The organism is Methylobacillus sp. DLP286, from assembly GCF_056636515.1.
Map to the genome: position 1 here is coordinate 2,440,293 of NZ_CM153145.1, position 18,691 is coordinate 2,458,983.

An 18,691-nucleotide genomic window follows, 5' to 3' on the forward strand; every position below is an offset into this window, starting at 1 on the left:
ACTTTACCACTCCACCCCTGGCATCGCCTGCACGCCGTTCTTGAAAGCATGCTTGACCATGGTCATGTCGGTGACGGTATCGGCCTGCTCGATGAGTTCGGGCTGGGCGGCGCGGCCGGTGACGACCACATGCTGCATGGCGGGACGGGCGGCGATGTCGGCCAGCACTTGCTGCAGGTCGAGATAATGGTATTTGAGGACGATGTTGAGCTCGTCGAGGATGACCACGCCCACGCTTTCGTCCTTGAGCGCGGCTTGCGCGGCCTGCCAGCCTTGCCGGGCGGCGGCGGCGTCACGCTCGCGGTTCTGGGTTTCCCAGGTAAAGCCTTCGCCCATCACGTGCCAGGCGACATTGGGCTGGTTGCGGAAGAAGGCTTCCTCGCCGGTGTCGGAACGGCCCTTGACGAACTGCACCACCACGGCTTTCATGCCGTGGCCGAGGGCGCGGGCGAGCAGGCCGAAGGCGGAAGTGGACTTGCCCTTGCCGTTGCCGGTATTGACCAGTAATAGGCCGCGTTCGGTACGGGCGGCCTCTATCTTGGCGTCAACGATGGTTTTCTTGCGCGCCATCCGCTCTGAATGGCGCTGGTTGAGGTCTGGTTTCTTCTGGTCGGTCATGCGGTTCGTTTGTTGTCAGCGTATAGCGCTTTCACCACAATATGGATGATGGCGGCAGTCGCCACATAGAACGCCAACGTGCCCAGCGAGGATGGGTAGTACTTGGCGATGCGCGGCAGGAATTCGGCCAGGGTGGGGTCGGCATAGCGGCCGGAGAAGAAATAGAAGCCGCCGCTGGAGAACAGGTGGCAGACAAAGCTGCTGGCGACGACAGTGGCTGCCAGCGTGGCAAGGCGCTTGAAGGCAAACTGGTAGCGTTTGGCGAACCAGCGGCCGCCGAGCCAGAGGCTGCCGTAGGCAGGCAACAGGAAGCCGTAGGCCGGCGAAGTGCAGAAGCCGTCCACGCCGCCCCAGGTCACGGCGGCGAAATCGAGCGCGGCGGCCAGGCCGAGCAGGGCAGGGAATGTCCAGGCCGGGCGCAGGTAGACCCCGGCCAGGAAGAATATCGCCCAGGATGCGCTGGGCAGGTGGTTGATCGCGGCGAAATGATGGCCGCGGGTCACGATGAGCAAGGCGGCCAGTACGAGGCCGATCATGATCTGGTGATTCTTGTTGAGTGTCAGCATGGTTGTCTTCCTTAGGGCTGGGTCAATGATCAAAAACACTGAATTTTAACCGAAATCCGCAGCCGCCAGAGGATTTACAGCGTAGGCGCATAGCGCACGGATACAAACAGGTTGGCGCCAAACGTGCCGTAATCCTTCGCCAATTCGTACTTGCGGTCGAACAGGTTGTTGACGCGCGTATTCACGGACCAGTCGTCGTTGATGCGGTAGTTGCCGTATAGGTTGACCAGGGTATAGCCGGAGAGGCGTTCAGTGTTGGACGTATCGTTGAAACGATGACCGGATGTGATAATTTCACTTCCCCACTCCCAAGCGCCAAATGATTTGGCGAGAGACAGTGCCCCATGCTCTTTTGCTCTGCGAGGTAGCAGGTTGCCATTGCCGGCATCTTCAGGACGCTGGAAATCAGCATTTGCTCTAATAATAAATCCTGCAATTGATGTTCGCAGATTCAATGTGAGGCCTCGTAACCTTGCCTGGTCGATATTGACTGTTTGCCGGAAGTTGCCCGATGCCGTGCGGGTAATCAGGTTGTCGATATCATTGTGGTAATACAACACGCCGGCCGCATGCTGGCCGTTTTCATACTGCAATCCGATTTCCTTGTTGCGGGACTCTTCAGGTTTGAGGTCGGGATTGCTGGCATAAGTCACGCCACCGAAAGCGGTCGCGGGAGCGTAGAGCTGGTTGAATGTTGGCGCGGCGAAAGCGGTGCCAAAGCTGGCGTTGGCTTTCCACTGTGGTGTGATTTGATAGGCGTAGCCGATATTGCCAGTGGTTTTGTTGCCAAACTGGGAGTTGTCATCATTGCGCAGGTTGATCTGGACGCGGTGTTGATCAAATTGTCTTTGCCAGCCGGCGAGATAGGATTGGATATCCCGCTCCGTCACCAGCAGGGCGGGCGTGGCGTTGGATTCGACTTTCTGCTCCCGCCGTTCCACGCCGATGTTGAATACCCCGGCTTTCGTAGTCAATATGTTGTGCCAGATGTATTGATCCTGGGTGGTCTTGATCATGCTTTCGGTAGTTGATGCCGGACGTTTGGTGTAGGACGATAGATCGTCAATGCTTCTTGCAATGCTGAATGTGCTGGCCCATGCATCGGTGAAACGGTTTTTACTGAATAGGGTATAACTCGACAAGGTCTGGTCAAGGAAGTAATCATATCTGGCGGTAGTGCGTGAGGATCCGCCATCATTGAAATTCCGGCTGTCGGTCACGAGAATGTTCAGCCCAATTTCGTGGTTTTCCGTGAGGTGCTGGCTGATGTTCGCACTGAGGTTCTGGTTGCGAAAACCATCGGCATCTGCGTTATAACTGACCGCATTTTTGTTGCGAACGGCATTGATGCCATGCACATGGGTCATGCCGCCTTGCAGGCTGTAGCTGGTATTGCCTATGCGGCCGTTTACGCCTGCTTCACCGATTGCCGTACCGTAGGTGCCGAGTCCTACTGATGCATTGAATTTAGGCGCGCCTTGGCCTTTCTTGGTGAATATCTGGATGACACCGCCAATGGCGTCAGCTCCATACATGCTGCTGGCCGGTCCGCGCAGGATTTCCACATGATCAATCTGGCTCAGGGGAATGTGTTGAATGGCAGTTTCGCCGGTAGTGGCAGAGCTGATGCGTACGCCGTCAATCAGAATCAGAGTGTGCGCAGTGTTGGCGCCGCGCATGTAGATATTGGTCGATTTGCCAACGCCGCCGTTACTGCTCATTTCGATGCCAGGCTGCATCGCCAGTAACTCTGCCAGCGTGGACTGACCAGCCTTTTGTATTTGCTCGGCTGTAATGACGGATACATCACCGATTACCTCGCTGCTTTTCTGTTCAGTACGCGAAGCCGTGACAATAGTGTCTTCCAGCCGGAGATCGGCAGCATTGGCCGCCAGGGGTAGGGAATAGATTGCGGCAAGGGCGGTGCCCAGGGAAAATCGGAACATCAAACTGCAAACTCCATAAGGCTCTCGCGGCCCCGCAAGAGCTGGTAACGAATGAGAGTGTGCAGAGGGCATGATCCGTCGCCGGATGGTCATCGGTCAGCCGCATCCCCGCAGCACTTCCTAGTCGTCTTCAGGCCGGTCTCCGGGCTTGCAAGATCAGTGATATGCCGCCTTCCCATGAAAACTTCTCACAGTGGCATGTTGGCATACCGGCTTGCTTACCGTTGCGGGGGCAGCACAGGCATTGTGGATCGCATCGTCGGGATGCCACGCACCTGTTTCCCAGTTTCACCCTTGCGCCATGAACAGGCCAAGGACACCTCAAAACTTGCTATTGATTATAAATGATTCGCTCTTTATGCGGTGAAATAAGTTTTCAATATAAGATATTGTAAACATGCCATAAATTCTTGGGTGCAGTTGACCATGTGCTGATTTTGCAATTATAGTGGCGCCATGAATGCTGATTTGATCACGTTGGAAGAAAAGCTCACGCGGCTGATATCCCTATGCCAATTGTTGCGGGCTGAAAATCTTGAGCTCCGTCAGGAGCTTGTGCGCTCCCAGGATGACAACAAGCAGATGAAGGAAAACATGGAGCTTGCCAGCCAGAAGCTGCAGGCCCTGATCGAGCGTCTTCCGGAGGGAACCGTATGAGCAGCGTGCGTGGCGTCGATGTCAGCATCATGGGGCGCGAGCTGACGATCGCGTGTACTGACGATGAGCGCGAGGCCTTGTTGCGCTCGGTCGATTATCTCGACAAGAAAATGCGCGAAATCCGCGATACCGGCAAGGTGGTCGGTGCCGAGAAGATTGCCATCATGGCGGCGCTCAATATCGCGCATGAGCTATTGACGACGGATGCCGGCGGTTTTGACATTGGCGATTTAAAGCGTAGAATTGCTTCCATGCAGGAGCAGATTGATACTGCCGTCGGCGACGATCAAAACCAGCTGTTTTAAAGCGGTTTTTTAATCCAAGACAGTTCAACTGCCACAAGTTTTCAGAGGCCGGATGATCCCGTCCTCTTCCCTTTGTTCCCTGCGGTGCTGTTCGGGCCATAGATTCCTTGAACCATAAATTTGGCTTTGGTTTCGGTCTGTTAAGTAACAGTGTGCGCGCTCCGATGCGGGTGTACCTAACGTAGCTTTAGGTCGTTACCACTTGAACCGTACAGGTTCAGGATGCCGGTCCGGATGGCATTTGCGGGGAACTCCCATTTCAGGCTCTCAAGGTCCTTATCTCAAGGCGTGGTATTCCAAGTCGGCAAGGCTGACAATCTCCAATGCACGCTCGTGGGACGCTTCCAGCACCACTGGCGGGGCATAGCCTGCCTCGGCGGCTTCGTGCCAGCGCGATGCGCACAGGCACCAGCGCTCGCCCGGCGTCAGCCCGGGGAAGCCGTATTCCGGCCGCGGTGTGCTGAGGTCGTTTCCCCTAGAAAGCGAGAATGCGAGGAATTCCTCGGTCATCATGGCGCACACGGTATGGCTGCCGATGTCTTCGGGCCCGGTTTCACAGCTGCCGCTGCGTGTGAAGCCGGTGATCGGGTCCATGCTGCAAGGTTGTAATGTAGTGCCAAGGACGTTGCGGGCCATGCTGGAGATTCTGAATTTGAATGCGACTCGGGTTATGATACGGAATCTGTGTTGATTTGAGAATTTCATGCGTTACTGGTTGATGAAATCCGAGCCATCCGACGTGTCGATCGATGACCTGGCTTCCTTCCCCGATCAAACGGTAGATTGGTACGGGGTGCGCAATTACCAGGCGCGCAACTTCATGCGAGACCAGATGAAGGTCGGCGATGGCGTATTGTTCTATCATTCCAATTGTGCGGAACCTGGCATCGTGGGCATTGCCGAAGTCAGCAAGCTGGCTTATCCCGACCGCCTGCAGTTTATCGAGGGCCATAAGTACTATGACCCCAAGGCGACGCCGGAGAGTCCGCGCTGGTTCAATGTGGATGTGAGGCTGGTGCGCAAGACGCGCTTGTTGAGCTTGAAAGAATTGCGTGAAACGCCGGAGCTGCAGAATCTGCGCATCCTGCAGCGCGGCAACCGGCTCTCGATTACGCCGGTGGACCCCAGGGACTGGGAGTTCATCATGAAACTACTTGCCTGATGCTTGGCATCATCCCAATGCGTGATATGCTATTGCGGCGTCAGGATTCAATTGATTAAGGAGATGATAGTGGGAACGAAAAAAGAAGACGGAGTAGGGGATCCGCATCAGGATTTGAGAAACAGTGGCCTGAAAATCACGTTGCCACGTCTCAAGGTGCTGGATATCTTCCGTAACAGCGAGCAACGCCACCTGGCGGCTGAAGATGTATACCGGATCCTGATCACCGAGCATTCCGAGTTCGGCTTGGCTACCGTGTATCGCGTATTGGCGCAATTCGAGCAGACTGGGCTCTTGAAGAAAAGCCAGTTGGGCAACAACAAGGCCGTGTATGAGCTGAACGATGGCGAAGAGCACCATGGCCACTTGGTCAGCACCAGCACCGGTGAAGTGCGCGAATTCTATGACCTCGGCATCGAAGAGCGCCTCAAGGTGATCGTGCGCGAGCTAGGCTACGAGCTCACCGATTACGATATCACCGCATACGGCACGCCTTTGGCTGACAAAGCCTGATTCAAGCTTAGGATATGCAAAAAGCCCGCCAATCGGCGGGCTTTTCATTTGGGTGTCGGAACTTAGCCGAGGAACAGTTTGTAAGCCGGGTTGTTGCTTTCCTCCCAGTACGGGTAGCCCAGGTTCTGCAGGAAATCGGTGAATGCCTGTTCCTCGCCGGGCGGCACCTGCATGCCGACCAGCACCCTGCCGAAATCCGCGCCATGGTTGCGGTAATGGAACAGGCTGATGTTCCAGTCATGACGCATGCTGTCGAGGAAATTCATCAGCGCCCCGGGTTTTTCCGGGAACTCGAAGCGGTAGACCTGCTCGTGCTCTGCCTGCGGCGCATGGCCGCCTACCAGGTGGCGCAGGTGCAGTTTTGCCACTTCATTCTCGCTCAGGTCCAATGCCGGCAGGCCATGCTCCTGCAATTGCGCGACCAGCGTGCCGGATTCGCTGGGGTTCTGGATGGCGACGCCGACATAGATATGCGCGGCCGTGGCGTCGGCATAGCGGTAGTTGAACTCGGTGATGTTGCGGTTGCCGATCAGCCGGCAGAACTTCTTGAATGAGCCTGGAGTTTCGGGAATGGTCACGGCCAGCACCGCTTCGCGCTTCTCGCCGATTTCCGCGCGCTCGGCGACGAAGCGCAGGCGGTCGAAGCTCATGTTTGCGCCTGAGGCGACCGCCACCAATGCCTTGTCCTGCAGGCCATGCTGCTGGGCGTAGGCTTTGAGGCCGGCCAGCGCCAGGGCGCCCGTCGGCTCGAGGATGGCGCGCGTATCCTCGAATACGTCCTTGATCGCCGCGCAGATGGCGTCGTTGTCGACCAGGATCATCTCGTCTACATATTGCTGGCATAGGCGGAAAGTCTCTTCGCCGACCAGCTTGACCGCCTTGCCGTCCGCAAACAGGCCGACCTGGTCCAATGTGACCCGTTCGCCTCGTTGCAGCGAAACCGTCATCGCATTGGCGTCGTTGACCTCGACGCCGATGATCTTGATCTCGGGGCGTACCGCCTTGATATAGGCGGCTACGCCCGCGATGAGGCCGCCGCCGCCGACCGGGCAGAAAATCGCCTCGATAGGGCCGGGGTTGTCCTGCAATATCTCCACCGCCACGGTGCCTTGCCCCGCGATCACGTCCGGGTCGTCGAAAGGGTGGACGAAAGTGAGCTGCTGCTCGTCCATGAGCTTCAGGGCGTGGTTGTACGAATCCGTGTAGGATTCGCCAGCCAGCACCACTTCGGCGCCGCGGTTGCGCACGGCATCGACCTTGATGCCGGGCGTGGTGACCGGCATGACGATGACGGCGCGGCAGCCCGCGTTCTTGGCGGCCAGGGCCACGCCCTGCGCATGGTTGCCTGCCGAAGCGGTGATCACGCCGCGCGACAATGCCTCGGCGGAGAGCTGCGCCATCTTGTTGTAGGCGCCGCGCAGCTTGAATGAAAATACGGGCTGCATATCCTCGCGTTTTAGCAGTACCTGGTTGTGGATGCGTCGGGAAATGTTGGGAAGCAGGTCCAACGGGGTTTTGCTCGCGACGTCGTAAACGCGGGCGGATTTGATTTTCTGCAGGTAATCGATTTTCATTGGGGACGCTGTCCAGGGCTGCACTGTATAGTGCGGCAGTGTATGATTGAGGGGTTTGGTTCACAAAGAACCTGAATTATAAAGAAAACACGGGGCCTGCAAAATGTTGCGCTGGCTCATACAGCGTTTGAAAGCCCCGATTTGGTCACAAATAAGCAAAAGGTTTAAATAAATGGCTACACAAGACGAATTGAAGCAACAGGTTGCCAAGGCGGCCGTCGAATACGTGAAGGGCGGCATTATCGGCGTAGGCACGGGCTCCACGGCCAATTTCTTTATCGATGAGCTGGCCAAGGTCAAGGACCGCATCGACGGCGCCGTCGCCAGCTCCGAAGCGACTGCCCAGCGCCTGCGCGGCCATGGTATCGAAGTGTTCGACCTCAATGACGTGGACGGCATGGAAATCTACGTCGACGGCGCGGACGAGATCACCGAGCAAATGCATATGCTCAAGGGCGGCGGCGGCGCGCTGACACGCGAGAAGATCGTGGCGGCCTGTGCCAAGGATTTCATCTGTATCTGCGACCAGAGCAAGCTGGTGTCCGTGCTGGGCAAGTTCCCGCTGCCCGTCGAGGTGATCCCGATGGCGCGCGAGCATGTGGCGCGCGAGCTGGTGAAGCTGGGCGGCCAGCCCAAGCTGCGCGACTTCACTACCGACAACGGCAACGTGATCCTGGACGTGCATGGCCTGACCATCGCCGACCCGGTGGAACTGGAAACCAAGATCAACGCCATCGTCGGCGTCGTGACCAACGGCCTGTTCGCTTCCCGTCCAGCTAATGTGCTGCTGCTGGCGACAGCGGACGGCGTCAAGACATTGACCGCCAAGTAATCGACGCGCACCAGTTCAACATGAAATTGTCATAATCGGCAATTACACTACAACGTTGACTCAAAACACTGGCCGGAACTAGCGCAGTCCGGCCAGTTTCAATCACGGAAGGGATCGCGTTATGCAATTTGAACATACATACAAGCAATACGATGCCGAGCTGGAATCAGTCCGTGCAAAAGTGCTCGAAATGGGCGGTTTGGTCGAGCAGCAAATCGTCAATGCGCTGGAAGCCCTGGTGACTGTCAACCTCACCTTGGCAGACAAGGTGATTGCCAATGACCACAAGGTGAATGCGCTTGAAGTCCAGGTGGACGAGGACTGCAGCCACATCATCGCGCGCCGCCAGCCTGCCGCGGGCGACCTGCGCATGATCATGATGGTGGTCAAGACCATTACCGACCTGGAGCGGATCGGCGACGAGGCGACCAAGATTGCCCGCGTGGCGCAGAAAGTGTCCGAGTCCGGCCGTCTCTATACGCCGCGTTTCAACGAGATCAAGACCATGGTCGGCCATGTGCGTGAAATGCTGCGCACCGCGCTGGACGCCTTTGCGCGCCTGGACGTGACCAAGACTGTGGACGTGGCGCGCCAGGACGAGCAGGTGGACGAGCAGTTCCGTGCCGCGATGCGTCAGCTGATCACCTTCATGCTGGAAGACCCGCGCACCATTTCCATGTCGCTGGAGGTCCTGTTTGTCGCCAAGGCCATCGAACGTATCGGCGACCATGCCAAGAATATTGCCGAATACGTGATCTACATGGTAAAAGGTAAGGACGTACGCCATACCACGGTGCAGGAGATGGAGCGCGAAGCTCAGGAACCCTGATGTCAGCCGCCGTGATGGCGGCAACGGTTTAGCGTTTTACAAGAAGGTCGAACTTGCCTACCAAAAAATCGGATTTTCCTGAGATCGCGGCAGTCGATCTGGGTTCCAACAGCTTCCGTCTGCAACTCGCACGGGTTGCAGACGGCCACCTCATTTTCCATGACTCCTTGCGTGAAGCCGTCCGCCTAGGCGCGGGGCTGGATGCGAAGAACAACCTGAGTGCCGATGCCCAGCAACGGGCGATCGACTGTCTCAAGCGTTTTGGCGAACGCTTGCGTGGATTGCCTGTGCAGGCGGTGCGTGCGGTTGCCACCAATACCTTCCGCGTTGCGCGCAATGCACCCAACCTGATGGAAGAAGCGCAGGCCGCGCTCGGATTCCCCATCGAAATCATCGCAGGCCGTGAAGAAGCGCGCATGATTTTCGTCGGCGTCAGCCACAGCCTGCCCCCTGCCACGCACAAGCGCCTGGTGATCGACATCGGCGGCGGCTCTACCGAGTTCATCATCGGGCAGGGTATCGAACCCATCGAAATGGAAAGCCTGTATATGGGCTGCGTCAGCTACAGCCTGCGCTATTTCCCCGACGGCAAGCTCACGGAAAGCGCGTTCGAACGCGCGCGGATTGCCGCTGCCGCGGAAATCCAGAGCATACGCAAGCATTTCATTGCGGAAGGCTGGGACGAAGCGGTCGGCTCGTCCGGGACGGCCAAGGCCTTGGGCGAAATCATCCGCCTGAGCGGCTTGAGCGAAGGCGAAATTACCAGGGAGGGCCTGGAGTTTCTGCGCGAGCAATTGATCAAGGTCAAGGACATCAAAAAGATAGACTTGCCTGGCTTGAGTGCCGACCGCGCGGCGGTGCTGCCAGGCGGGCTGGCCATCATGACGGCGGCATTCGACGCCCTCAAGATCGAACGCATGACAACGGCGAACAGCGCCCTGCGCGAAGGCGTGCTTTATGAACTGCTTGGCCGCCTGCATGACCAGGATGTTCGTGAGATCACGGTTTCAAGCTTCATGCGGCGCTACCATGTAGAGCCCGATCAGGCCGAGCGCGTGCGCGAAATGGCATTGCGCCTGCTGGCGCAATGCGCCGGCCAATTGCAGCAATGGGATGAAGAAACGGCGGCACAATACCTGACCTGGGCCGCATACCTGCACGAGATTGGTGTCTCCATCGCACATGCGGGTTATCACAAGCATTCCGCCTATATAGTCGAGAATGCCGACATGCCGGGCTTCTCCAACATGGAGCAGGAGACGCTGGGCCTGCTGGTCAAAGCGCACCGGCGCTCCCTTGCCAAGCTTGAGGCCGACCTGATCGGACACCATGACCGCTTGCTGTTGATCCTGATTTTGCGACTGGCCGTGCTGTTCCACCGCAATCGACAGCCCGACCATTACCCGGAGCCAGCATTGTCGATCCTGAAGTCCGGCTACCAGCTCAATATTGACTCTGCATGGCTCAAGGAGAACCCTCTGACGGAAGCGGAGCTATTCAATGAAGTGGCCTACTGGAAAGAGATCGGCCTGAGCCTGGAGCTGGTTTCCTGAGATAGCATCTTGCTGCACATGCGTAATAACGAGAAAAAGGCCGGATGTTCCGGCCTTTCTGTTACTGGAGTGCGCACTCGCTCAGGCGTCAGGCAATATTTCCTGGCCATACTCCGCCATGAGGAACTGCTGTGCTGAAAAGCTGGCGCGGCGGCTCGGCTTGAGCTCGTAATTGCCGTCGGGCTGCATTTCCCAGGCGTTGGAGTTGTCCTTGAGGTAGGGCTCCAGGCCTTCCTTGAAAACGCGCTTCTTCACCTTGGCATCCAGCAATGGGAAGCATACTTCGATACGGCGGAAGAAGTTGCGGTACATCCAGTCCGCGCTCGACAGGTAGATGTGCTCGGCGCCGTTGTCGTAGAAGTAGAAGATGCGGGTGTGCTCGAGGAAGCGGCCGACGATGGAGCGCACCTTGATGTTTTCCGATACGCCGGGGATGCCGGGACGCAAGGCGCAAACGCCTCGCACGATGAGCTCGATCTGCACGCCGGCGCTGGAAGCATCGTACAGGGCGCGGATCACGTCGGGATCGAGCAGTGCGTTCATCTTGGCAATGATGCGCGCTTTCTTGCCGGACTTGGCAATCTCGGCTTCATTCTGGATCGCTTTGATCGTGCGCTGGTGCAGGGTGAACGGCGACTGCCAGAGATGGCGTAGCTTGCTGGCCCGTCCCAGGCCGGTCAACTGGGCGAATACGTCGTTCACGTCCTCGCTGATTTCTTCCTGGCAGGTGAGCAGCCCGAAGTCGGTATATAGGCGCGCGGTGCGCTGGTGGTAATTGCCGGTGGCAATATGCACATAGCGCCGCAGCTTGTCTTCGTCGCGCCGCACGACCATGGCCATCTTGGCGTGGGTCTTGTGTCCGACCACGCCATAGACGACGTGGGCGCCGGCATTTTCCAGCTTGGCCGCCCAGTTGATGTTGGCTTCTTCATCAAAGCGCGCCAGCAGCTCCACGACCACGGTGACTTCCTTGCCGCGCTGCGCCGCGTCGATCAGGGACTGCATCAGCGTCGAGTCGGCGCTGGTGCGGTAGAACGTCTGCTTGATCGCCAGCACTTGCGGGTCTTCGGCGGCCTGCGTGATGAACTCCACGACCGGGTTGAACGACTGGAACGGGTGGTGCAGCAGGATATCCTGCTTGCGGATGGCCTTGAAGATGTCCGGGTCCTTGGCCATTTCCTTCGGCAGGCTGGGCGTATAGAGCGGGTATTTCAGGTCTGGGCGGTCCACGCTGTCCGGAATCTGCATGAGGCGGACGAGGTTGACGAGGCCGTTGACTTGGTAAAGGTCGTCCTGGCTCAGGCCGAATTGCCCCAACAGAAAGGCGGACATTTCCGTCGGGCAGCTGTCGGCTACTTCCAGTCGTACCGCATCGCCATATTGCCGGTGGGTCAATTCGCCCTGCAGCGCAAGGCGCAAATCCTTGGTTTCCTCATCGTCCAGGATCAGGTCGCTGTCGCGCGTGACGCGGAACTGGTAGCAACCTTTCACCGTCATGCCGGAAAACAGTTCGTTGACGTGGGCATGTAGGATGGAGGACAGGAACACGAAGCCGTGGTCGCAACCCGCGATGTCGCGCGGCAGGCGGATGACGCGCGGCAGCGCGCGAGGCGCCTGTACGATGGCGACGCCGGAATTGCGGCCAAACGCGTCCTTGCCTTCCAGCTCGACGGCAAAGTTCAGGCTCTTGTTGAGCACGCGCGGGAAAGGGTGCGCCGGATCCAGCCCGATGGGCGTGAGGATGGGCATCAGCTCACGGAAGAAGTAAGCCGCGATCCACTCGCGCTGCACATCGCTCCAGTCCCCGCGGCGGATAAAACGGATTTCCTGGGCGGCAAGCTGGGGCAGCACCACCTCGTTGAGGATCTTGTATTGGTGGTCCACCATTTCGTGGGCCAGGTTGCTGACCTTGGCGAGCGCCTGCTTGGGCAGCATGCCGTCGGCGCCTACGTGCGGGGAGTTGTACTTGATCTGGTTCTTGAGGCCCGCCACGCGCACCTCGAAGAACTCGTCCATATTGCTGCTGAAAATGCAGAGAAATTTGAGGCGCTCAAGCAGGGGAACGTTTTCGTCTTCAGCCTGGGCCAATACGCGACGGTTGAAGGCCAGGATGCCTAGTTCGCGATTGATGAAATATTCGGGACTCAATTTGACGGGCAACATGATGAAAACCTCACTGTATGCCCGCAATATGACATTTTAATGAAAAATGGTTCAACTATTGGGCGGGACGTAGCCTGAAGCGGTATCCGCGCCATCGCCGAAGAAATAGGCCTCGGTCTGTTGCGCGAGGTATTTGCGTGCTTGCGGGTCGGCCAGGCTCAGGCGGTTTTCGTTCACCAGCATGGTTTGCTGCTTGAGCCAGCCGGCCCAGGCTTCCTTGGAGACATGTTCGAAAATACGCTTGCCGAGCTCGCCGGGATAAGGGGGAAAGTCCAGGCCGTCAGCATTGCGGCCCAGCTTAACGCAGAAAACGGTACGTGCCATGATGTCGATCTTTGTTGAAGTGAATCAAGACCGACATCATAGCGCAAGCTGCCCGCGGCGGCGATACCGCGGCAGCCTGAGGCGCTGTAGCTAGAACTCCCCGCGCAGGCCGACCAGCAGCGAGCGGCCGCCCATGGGCGCGATATCCTTGAGGATGGAGGTATGGTCGCGTATGGTCTGGTCCAGCAGGTTGTATGCCTTGGCGAAAGCCTCTAGCTGGAAATACTGCGAGGTGGGCAGCTTGTAGGTCAGCGTGGCGTTGACCAGGGTGTACCCATCCGTGGCGAGCTCGTTCGCATCGGTGCGGTCCTGCTTGAAGGCGCGCAATACATCCAGGCGTGAGCCGAAACGGTTGAAGCGGTAATCCAGCCCGAAGCCCAGCTTCAACGGCGAGATGCGCGGCAGCGAGTCGCCGGTGTCGCGGTTGGTGGCGCGCACGTAGTCGCCGCGCAGGTTCAGGTCCAGCGAGCCGACCTGCTCATAGACTCGGAACTTGCCTTCGGCTTCCAGGCCCTTGAATGTCGCCTTGGCGCCCGTGAACCTCGCTTCGGTTATTTCGGAATCGGCCTGTCCCGGGATACCGTCCTCGTTTACCAGCTCTCCGCTGTTGAATAGCCCGATGAAATTGCTGAACCGGGTGTAATAGGCGCCAATGTGGAAGGAGTCGTGGTTCTGCTTCCAGCGCAACTGGGCGTCTATGCCGTTCGAGCGCTCTTTCTTGAGGTCGCTGGAGCCGACTTCATACTGGTCGGTCGCCACATGCTCGCCGTCGGCATACAGTTCGAAGTAGCTGGGTGCACGTTCGTTGTGCGACAGGTTGGCGGTGACGGACCACTGTTCGTCCAGCTTGAACAGCGCGCCGGCGGCAAAGCTGTATGGCGTGAAGGATTTCGACTGGCTGGGCCCGAACTCGTCTCCGCCCTTGGATTCGATCTTGGCATGCTCTACACGGCCGCCGAAAGTCAGCTTGAGCGCGTCCAGCGGCAGCTCTTCATACAAGTAGACCGCACGCGTATTGGTGCGGTTGGACGGCACGAAGGCTTCCTCGCCCAGCGCCTGGAAGCGGGAGTTGTGGAACTGCATGCCGACCACGCCGTTGAGCGGGCCGATATTGCCGTGGGTGGCTTCGATCGAGCCTTCCACGCCGCGGTTCTTGAAGGTGGTGCCCACTTCGCCGTCTTCCAACTCCTGGTGCTCGTAGTCGGTATAGGCCATGCGTACCTTGACCTTGCTGATGATGCTGCCCAGGTCGCGCAGTTCGGAGGCAAAGTCCCAGCGATCGCTCTTCATGTCGATGAGGACATCCGGTTCCGCCACTGTGCCGTATTTGCTGTTGAAGGTGGAGTAGGACATGCCGACATAGCCGTTTTCCAGCGCTATCGAAGCGCCGATCGCGCCGCCGTCGGCATCCGAGCCGCTGTTAACCAGGCGGCCCTTGTGTTCCCGCGCCTCCCCGGTTTGCTCGCTCTTGCGGCGCGACATGGCGTAGCCAGGGATATCGAGATCGTCGGTTTTGCGCTTGTAGGCGTCCGCGTGCACGGTGAGCACGCCATTGCCGGCATCGACGACGACCGCGCCATTTTTCTGGTTTTCCGCGCCGCCGAACCTTACTTCGCTGCGTCCGGTGACGCCGTCGATGGCCTCCTTTGGAATGCGGTGGTCAATCGCGTTCACCACGCCGCCCACTGCGCTGCCGCCGTAAAGCAGGGCTGCAGGGCCGCGCACCACGTCGATCTGCTCGATCACCAGCGGGTCCAGCGCTACGGCATGGTCAAAGCTCAGGCTGGAGGCGTCCAGAATGCCGACGCCGTTCTGCATCATGCGCACGCGCTCCCCATCCAGGCCGCGGATGATGGGACGCGAGGCGTTGGGGCCGAAATAGGTGGAGGAAACGCCGGGAATGGATTTCAGGGTTTCGCCCAATGTACTTTCGCGCTGCAGCGAGAGCTCGCGGCCGCTCAGGGTGGAGACCGGGACGACCATGTCGTCGGAGGCGACGCCCAGCGGGTTCGCGGTGACGGCGACGGTAGGCAGCTCGATTTCCCCTGCCGCGTGTGCAGGCATGGAAATCAGGGTGCTGCTGAAGGCCATGGTGATGGCGGTTAGGATTTTCTTTGGCGCAATTGGTGCGGGCGCAACTGCTGTATTGATGGCTTTTGTCTCAGGGTTCTGCATCTCGAATCTCGCATTTCAATTTATTCAACAGGCCGTGCGTAAGCACGACCGCGGCTTCCCCAAGCCGGGGAAGCGCAATGGCAGGCATATCCTTTGACTCAGGCGAGGATATGCCGGGGCTGGCTAGATGGAGATTGCTGGCGGCGCGCGCGAGATATAGGCAACAGTGCGTTCGTTGCGCGGTTCAATGCTGACGGGCGCAACAAAGCCGGTGTGGCTGGCGCTGAAATGGAGCGCTGGCTGCGTTGCGGGAATAAAGCTTTCCAGGCTGCCTAGCCCCAGGCATTGTTCGCAGGCATTGTGCTGCGGCGCCTGGTCCTTGGCATGGGTAAGCTGGTCGTGGATGTGCCAGATTTCGTGCGCTGCAATGCTTTGCTGGCTAAATAGCAGCAAGAGCGAAAGTACATAACCAAGCAGGATTTTGCGCAACATGGTTGCGATTCTAGCAGGCTATCGTGAAAAAAAGAAACGGCTAGGACCAAGAATGGCCTAGCCGCTTTGTCTTTAGAGCGGTTTGCGAGTGCTGTCTGCGAGAGTTTATGCCTTGAAGTTGGCGGCCACAAAGTCCCAATTCACGATGTTCCAGAACTCTTCCGCATACTTCGGGCGCGCGTTGCGGTAATCGACGTAATAGGCATGCTCCCAGACGTCGATGGTCAGCAACGGGGTCTGGCCCTTGGTCAAGGGAGTTTCGGCGTTGCTGGTGCTTTCCAGGCTCAGGCTGCCATCGGCGTTCTTGACCAGCCATGCCCAGCCGGCGCCGAATGTGGTGATGGCTTTTTGCGTGAATTGCTTCTTGAACTCCTCGAAAGAGCCGAACGCCTTGTCGATCGCCGCTGCCAGCTCGCCGGTGGGCTCGCCGCCGCCGTTAGGCTTGAAGCAATTCCAGTAGAAGGTGTGGTTCCACACCTGGGCCGCATTGTTGAAGATGCCGCCGGAGGATTTCTTCACGATCTCTTCCAGGCTGGCGTTCTCGAACTCGGTTCCCTGAATCAGGTTGTTGAGATTGGTCACATAGGCCTGGTGGTGCTTGCCGTAGTGAAAGTCGATGGTTTCGGCCGAAATGACGGGTTCCAAGGCATCCTTGGCGTACGGTAATGGAGGGAGCTGATGCGCCATGCTTATTCCTTTTTTTGTTAGGTTGATAGGATTTGGCCGGCATTTTGCCATAAGAAGAAAATAGCTGAGGTAGCGCGAATCATTCTCGAAATCAATCAGGTGGCGGCTAGGTCGGCGCTTGATCTATATCTGCGCTGTGGGCTATTGGGGCAGGGAGAAGGGAGCCGGGTCGGTCCAGGGCGTTTCGCCGCAGATTAGTGCGGCCACCAGGCTGGCGCTCGCCGGGCCCATGGTCAGTCCGTAGCGGAAATGCCCGGTATTGAGGTAGAGGTTTTCCACATCGGGGTGCGGGCCGATCACGGGTAGGTTCTCGGGCGTGCCGGGACGCAGGCCGCTCCAGTGCTTGATGATGGGAAGTGTCTCGAGTTCCGGCATCAGGGCTTTCGCCTTGGCGCGGATTTCGTCGCGGACGGCATCCGTCACGGATGGATCGAACCCGACGTCTTCGAGGGTGCTGCCGGCCAGCAGGTAGCCATCGCGGCGCGGCACCAGGTAGAAATCCTCGCGGAAAACCACGGCGCTGGGGGTGCGTTCCGGTTTGTAGAGCAATATCTGCCCGCGCATGGGCTTGATCTGCAGCTTGCTGGCGACTTCCTTGAGGAGGTCGAAGCTCCACGCTCCCGAGGTGACGACGAAGCGGTCTGCCTCCAGCAACTCACCTGCCGTGGTACGCCACGCGGCGAGCCTGGTCACATCGGAGGAAAGCGGCATCAGCTCGGTGTACTCCAGCAGCCGCACATCGTTATTCTCCAGCCATGTGCGCAGGGCATGCATGAGGCAAGGGGGGCGGACCTGGTTGACTTCGGGCAGCCACAGCGCATCTTGCCCGCTGGGAGATTGCACGCAAAAGTCTCCGGCCCTGGCCGCCTCTGCCTTGAGCTGGTAACGGTTACACCAAGCCAGCGCCGCCTCGCGGTCGAATGGCGGCAGCAGCAGGAAGCCGGAATTGAGCATTTGCGGGTCTATGCCGGTCTCGCTGAACAGGCGTGCGCAGATCTCCGTATACCGCGATGCGCCATAGTGGGTGAGGGTGTTGACGTGGTCCGAATACATCCATGGCAACAGCGGGAACATGATGCCCGTGCCTGCCCAGGAGGACTCTCCCGATGTCTGGCTTGCGATCTTATTGCGCTCGACGATGGTGACCTTGCAGCCGCGGGAAACCAGTTCCATGGCGGTGAGGCAGCCGACGATGCCGCCGCCGGCGATCAGTACGTGCTGGCTCATGATGTGTGTTTCCGGGAGATGGTGGTATGGAGGCGGCTAGGCTGGAATAAATTAATCACGCAAAAATTATGCCGACTTTGCCGGCATATCCTTTATTCAGGGAAGATTCCCTTTTATACTTGGCACATATGGGAATTTCCAAGTTAAAGACGAGCAATAGCGCAACCGCACCACTGCAACTTGCGCGCGAGGTCTTGTCCATCGAGGCGCGGGAAGTGCAGGCATTGGCCGAGCGCCTGGATGAGAACTTCGTCAACGCAGTCGAGCTTATTTTACAATGCCGGGGCCGAGTTGTCGTGACCGGCATCGGCAAGTCCGGGCATATCGGCAACAAGATCGCCGCCACGCTGGCCAGTACCGGCACGCCGGCTTTTTTCATGCATCCCGCCGAGGCGAGCCATGGCGACCTGGGCATGATCACCCGGGATGACGTGGTGATCGCCCTGTCCAATTCCGGCGAGGCGGATGAACTGCTGGCGCTGTTGCCGCCATTGAAGCGCATCGGCGCCCCCATCATCAGCATCTCGGGCAACCGTCACTCGACCCTGTCCAAGGCGGCGGCGATTTTCCTCGACGCCCACGTGTCGCAGGAGGCCTGTCCGCTGGGGCTCGCCCCCACGGCGAGCACGACGGCAGCGCTAGCGCTGGGCGATGCCCTGGCCGTGACCTTGCTGGATCAGCGCGGGTTCTCGCGCGAGGATTTCGCATTGGCCCATCCTGGCGGCTCGATCGGGCGGCGCTTGCTGCTGCATGTGCAGGACATCATGCGCAGCGGAAAGGATATCCCCGGCATACCAAGCAGCAGCAGCCTCAAGGACGGCCTGCTGGAAATGTCGCGCAAGGGGCTGGGCATGACCGCGGTGCTGGATGCGGCAGGCAAGCCGGTCGGCATATTCACGGACGGCGACTTGCGCCGGGCTTTCGAGGCCGGGATCGACATCCACGGCACCAGCATGGGCGACGTCATGCATGAACATCCGCAGGTCATTGCCCCGGAACAGCTGGCGGTCGATGCCGTGGCTTTGATGGAGCAATATTCAATAAGCAGCCTGCTGGTCGTCGACCGGCAGGGCAACCTGGTCGGCGCACTCAATATGCACGACTTACTCATGGCAAAGGTGGTTTAGA

General features: G+C 58.6%; 20 protein-coding genes, 1 other RNA gene and 1 riboswitch. Of the genes, 10 read left to right on the forward strand and 11 right to left on the reverse strand.

What is annotated here, in order from left to right; translation table 11 throughout:
* Positions 1-3 precede the first annotated feature (3 nt).
* From cobO to ACWXTG_RS11605, 3 genes are all read right to left on the reverse strand, one after another.
* The gene (gene cobO / locus ACWXTG_RS11595; RefSeq protein ID WP_309566859.1) at positions 4-618 is read right to left on the reverse strand and encodes a cob(I)yrinic acid a,c-diamide adenosyltransferase; all 615 of its coding nucleotides are present in this window, start codon (positions 616-618) and stop codon (positions 4-6) included.
* Positions 615-1,184: a hypothetical protein gene (locus ACWXTG_RS11600; RefSeq protein WP_480219986.1), complete on the reverse strand. Its 570-nt coding sequence runs from the start codon at positions 1,182-1,184 to the stop codon at positions 615-617. Before ACWXTG_RS11600 ends, cobO begins: the two co-directional genes overlap by 4 nt.
* Before the next feature lie 74 nt (positions 1,185-1,258).
* Entirely contained in the window at positions 1,259-3,130 is a 1,872-nt protein-coding gene (locus ACWXTG_RS11605) for a TonB-dependent receptor domain-containing protein (protein WP_480219987.1), read from the reverse strand.
* A gap of 116 nt (positions 3,131-3,246) precedes the next feature.
* A riboswitch (cobalamin riboswitch) is annotated at positions 3,247-3,469 on the reverse strand.
* 117 nt (positions 3,470-3,586) lie between these two features.
* Between ACWXTG_RS11605 and ACWXTG_RS11610 the strand changes: the two genes are divergently transcribed.
* The 3 genes from ACWXTG_RS11610 (at position 3,587) to ssrS (ending at position 4,346) form a co-directional block, all read left to right on the forward strand.
* Positions 3,587-3,787: a hypothetical protein gene (locus ACWXTG_RS11610; RefSeq protein ID WP_457137068.1), complete on the forward strand. Its 201-nt coding sequence runs from the start codon at positions 3,587-3,589 to the stop codon at positions 3,785-3,787.
* Positions 3,784-4,092: a cell division protein ZapA gene (locus tag ACWXTG_RS11615; RefSeq protein ID WP_480219988.1), complete on the forward strand. Its 309-nt coding sequence runs from the start codon at positions 3,784-3,786 to the stop codon at positions 4,090-4,092. The genes ACWXTG_RS11610 and ACWXTG_RS11615 overlap by 4 nt, the downstream gene beginning before the upstream one ends.
* A gap of 73 nt (positions 4,093-4,165) precedes the next feature.
* A non-coding RNA gene (gene ssrS, locus ACWXTG_RS11620) (6S RNA) lies at positions 4,166-4,346 on the forward strand.
* A 22-nt stretch (positions 4,347-4,368) separates the two neighbouring features.
* Here the strand turns inward: ssrS and ACWXTG_RS11625 are convergent.
* Positions 4,369-4,728: a DUF2237 family protein gene (locus ACWXTG_RS11625; protein WP_480219989.1), complete on the reverse strand. Its 360-nt coding sequence runs from the start codon at positions 4,726-4,728 to the stop codon at positions 4,369-4,371.
* Positions 4,729-4,795: 67 nt separating this feature from the next.
* Here ACWXTG_RS11625 and ACWXTG_RS11630 point away from each other — a divergent pair, with 67 nt between their 5' ends.
* Complete coding sequence (locus tag ACWXTG_RS11630; protein WP_407997673.1) at positions 4,796-5,254, forward strand: EVE domain-containing protein; 459 nt, start codon at positions 4,796-4,798, stop codon at positions 5,252-5,254.
* Positions 5,255-5,317: 63 nt separating this feature from the next.
* A complete protein-coding gene (locus ACWXTG_RS11635; RefSeq protein WP_480219990.1) occupies positions 5,318-5,767 on the forward strand; it encodes a ferric uptake regulation protein in 450 nt (149 codons plus the stop codon).
* Positions 5,768-5,829: 62 nt separating this feature from the next.
* Here ACWXTG_RS11635 and ilvA read toward each other — a convergent pair whose 3' ends face one another.
* Positions 5,830-7,341 carry a threonine ammonia-lyase, biosynthetic gene (gene ilvA, locus ACWXTG_RS11640; RefSeq protein WP_480219991.1) on the reverse strand — a complete coding sequence of 504 codons (1,512 nt, stop codon included), beginning with the start codon at positions 7,339-7,341 and terminating at the stop codon, positions 5,830-5,832.
* A gap of 172 nt (positions 7,342-7,513) precedes the next feature.
* Between ilvA and rpiA the strand changes: the two genes are divergently transcribed.
* The 3 genes from rpiA (at position 7,514) to ppx (ending at position 10,555) form a co-directional block, all read left to right on the forward strand.
* Complete coding sequence (gene rpiA, locus ACWXTG_RS11645; RefSeq protein ID WP_407997670.1) at positions 7,514-8,173, forward strand: ribose-5-phosphate isomerase RpiA; 660 nt, start codon at positions 7,514-7,516, stop codon at positions 8,171-8,173.
* A 121-nt stretch (positions 8,174-8,294) separates the two neighbouring features.
* A complete protein-coding gene (phoU, locus tag ACWXTG_RS11650) occupies positions 8,295-9,002 on the forward strand; it encodes a phosphate signaling complex protein PhoU (protein WP_226757426.1) in 708 nt (235 codons plus the stop codon).
* Positions 9,003-9,055: 53 nt separating this feature from the next.
* Positions 9,056-10,555, forward strand: coding sequence for an exopolyphosphatase (gene ppx / locus ACWXTG_RS11655; protein ID WP_407997669.1), 1,500 nt, complete (start codon positions 9,056-9,058; stop codon positions 10,553-10,555).
* A gap of 81 nt (positions 10,556-10,636) precedes the next feature.
* Here ppx and ppk1 read toward each other — a convergent pair whose 3' ends face one another.
* The 3 genes from ppk1 to ACWXTG_RS11670 form a co-directional block, all read right to left on the reverse strand.
* Positions 10,637-12,718, reverse strand: a complete 2,082-nt coding sequence (gene ppk1 / locus ACWXTG_RS11660; RefSeq protein ID WP_407997668.1) for a polyphosphate kinase 1 — start codon at positions 12,716-12,718, stop codon at positions 10,637-10,639.
* 51 nt (positions 12,719-12,769) lie between these two features.
* Positions 12,770-13,042 (reverse strand): oxidative damage protection protein, encoded by a 273-nt coding sequence (locus tag ACWXTG_RS11665; protein WP_309566872.1) that lies wholly within the window; start codon positions 13,040-13,042, stop codon positions 12,770-12,772.
* A gap of 90 nt (positions 13,043-13,132) precedes the next feature.
* Positions 13,133-15,133 carry a TonB-dependent receptor gene (locus ACWXTG_RS11670; protein WP_407997667.1) on the reverse strand — a complete coding sequence of 667 codons (2,001 nt, stop codon included), beginning with the start codon at positions 15,131-15,133 and terminating at the stop codon, positions 13,133-13,135.
* On the opposite strand from ACWXTG_RS11670, the gene ACWXTG_RS11675 reads away from it, so the two are divergent.
* A complete protein-coding gene (locus ACWXTG_RS11675; RefSeq protein ID WP_407997741.1) occupies positions 15,105-15,314 on the forward strand; it encodes a hypothetical protein in 210 nt (69 codons plus the stop codon). The genes ACWXTG_RS11670 and ACWXTG_RS11675 overlap by 29 nt on opposite strands.
* A 26-nt stretch (positions 15,315-15,340) precedes the next feature.
* Here ACWXTG_RS11675 and ACWXTG_RS11680 read toward each other — a convergent pair whose 3' ends face one another.
* The 3 genes from ACWXTG_RS11680 to ACWXTG_RS11690 all read right to left on the reverse strand — a co-directional run bounded on the left by ACWXTG_RS11680 (position 15,341) and on the right by ACWXTG_RS11690 (position 17,563).
* Positions 15,341-15,649, reverse strand: a complete 309-nt coding sequence (locus tag ACWXTG_RS11680) for a hypothetical protein (RefSeq protein WP_407997666.1) — start codon at positions 15,647-15,649, stop codon at positions 15,341-15,343.
* A gap of 105 nt (positions 15,650-15,754) precedes the next feature.
* Complete coding sequence (locus ACWXTG_RS11685) at positions 15,755-16,336, reverse strand: superoxide dismutase (RefSeq protein ID WP_407997665.1); 582 nt, start codon at positions 16,334-16,336, stop codon at positions 15,755-15,757.
* A gap of 141 nt (positions 16,337-16,477) precedes the next feature.
* Entirely contained in the window at positions 16,478-17,563 is a 1,086-nt protein-coding gene (locus ACWXTG_RS11690; RefSeq protein WP_480219992.1) for an NAD(P)/FAD-dependent oxidoreductase, read from the reverse strand.
* 128 nt (positions 17,564-17,691) lie between these two features.
* On the opposite strand from ACWXTG_RS11690, the gene ACWXTG_RS11695 reads away from it, so the two are divergent.
* Positions 17,692-18,690, forward strand: a complete 999-nt coding sequence (locus ACWXTG_RS11695) for a KpsF/GutQ family sugar-phosphate isomerase (protein ID WP_407997663.1) — start codon at positions 17,692-17,694, stop codon at positions 18,688-18,690.
* Position 18,691 lies beyond the last annotated feature (1 nt).

What these genes read in the sequence shown, in the direction of transcription:
- cobO (WP_309566859.1), bottom strand. Translation starts at nt 618, where the DNA reads ATGACCGACCAGAAGAAACCAGACCTCAACCAGCGCCATTCAGAGCGG.
- ACWXTG_RS11600 (WP_480219986.1), bottom strand. Translation starts at nt 1,184, where the DNA reads ATGCTGACACTCAACAAGAATCACCAGATCATGATCGGCCTCGTACTG.
- ACWXTG_RS11605 (WP_480219987.1), bottom strand. Translation starts at nt 3,130, where the DNA reads ATGTTCCGATTTTCCCTGGGCACCGCCCTTGCCGCAATCTATTCCCTA.
- ACWXTG_RS11610 (WP_457137068.1), top strand. Translation starts at nt 3,587, where the DNA reads ATGAATGCTGATTTGATCACGTTGGAAGAAAAGCTCACGCGGCTGATA.
- ACWXTG_RS11615 (WP_480219988.1), top strand. Translation starts at nt 3,784, where the DNA reads ATGAGCAGCGTGCGTGGCGTCGATGTCAGCATCATGGGGCGCGAGCTG.
- ACWXTG_RS11625 (WP_480219989.1), bottom strand. Translation starts at nt 4,728, where the DNA reads ATGGCCCGCAACGTCCTTGGCACTACATTACAACCTTGCAGCATGGAC.
- ACWXTG_RS11630 (WP_407997673.1), top strand. Translation starts at nt 4,796, where the DNA reads ATGCGTTACTGGTTGATGAAATCCGAGCCATCCGACGTGTCGATCGAT.
- ACWXTG_RS11635 (WP_480219990.1), top strand. Translation starts at nt 5,318, where the DNA reads ATGATAGTGGGAACGAAAAAAGAAGACGGAGTAGGGGATCCGCATCAG.
- ilvA (WP_480219991.1), bottom strand. Translation starts at nt 7,341, where the DNA reads ATGAAAATCGATTACCTGCAGAAAATCAAATCCGCCCGCGTTTACGAC.
- rpiA (WP_407997670.1), top strand. Translation starts at nt 7,514, where the DNA reads ATGGCTACACAAGACGAATTGAAGCAACAGGTTGCCAAGGCGGCCGTC.
- phoU (WP_226757426.1), top strand. Translation starts at nt 8,295, where the DNA reads ATGCAATTTGAACATACATACAAGCAATACGATGCCGAGCTGGAATCA.
- ppk1 (WP_407997668.1), bottom strand. Translation starts at nt 12,718, where the DNA reads ATGTTGCCCGTCAAATTGAGTCCCGAATATTTCATCAATCGCGAACTA.
- ACWXTG_RS11665 (WP_309566872.1), bottom strand. Translation starts at nt 13,042, where the DNA reads ATGGCACGTACCGTTTTCTGCGTTAAGCTGGGCCGCAATGCTGACGGC.
- ACWXTG_RS11675 (WP_407997741.1), top strand. Translation starts at nt 15,105, where the DNA reads ATGGAAATCAGGGTGCTGCTGAAGGCCATGGTGATGGCGGTTAGGATT.
- ACWXTG_RS11670 (WP_407997667.1), bottom strand. Translation starts at nt 15,133, where the DNA reads ATGGCCTTCAGCAGCACCCTGATTTCCATGCCTGCACACGCGGCAGGG.
- ACWXTG_RS11680 (WP_407997666.1), bottom strand. Translation starts at nt 15,649, where the DNA reads ATGTTGCGCAAAATCCTGCTTGGTTATGTACTTTCGCTCTTGCTGCTA.
- ACWXTG_RS11685 (WP_407997665.1), bottom strand. Translation starts at nt 16,336, where the DNA reads ATGGCGCATCAGCTCCCTCCATTACCGTACGCCAAGGATGCCTTGGAA.
- ACWXTG_RS11690 (WP_480219992.1), bottom strand. Translation starts at nt 17,563, where the DNA reads ATGAGCCAGCACGTACTGATCGCCGGCGGCGGCATCGTCGGCTGCCTC.
- ACWXTG_RS11695 (WP_407997663.1), top strand. Translation starts at nt 17,692, where the DNA reads ATGGGAATTTCCAAGTTAAAGACGAGCAATAGCGCAACCGCACCACTG.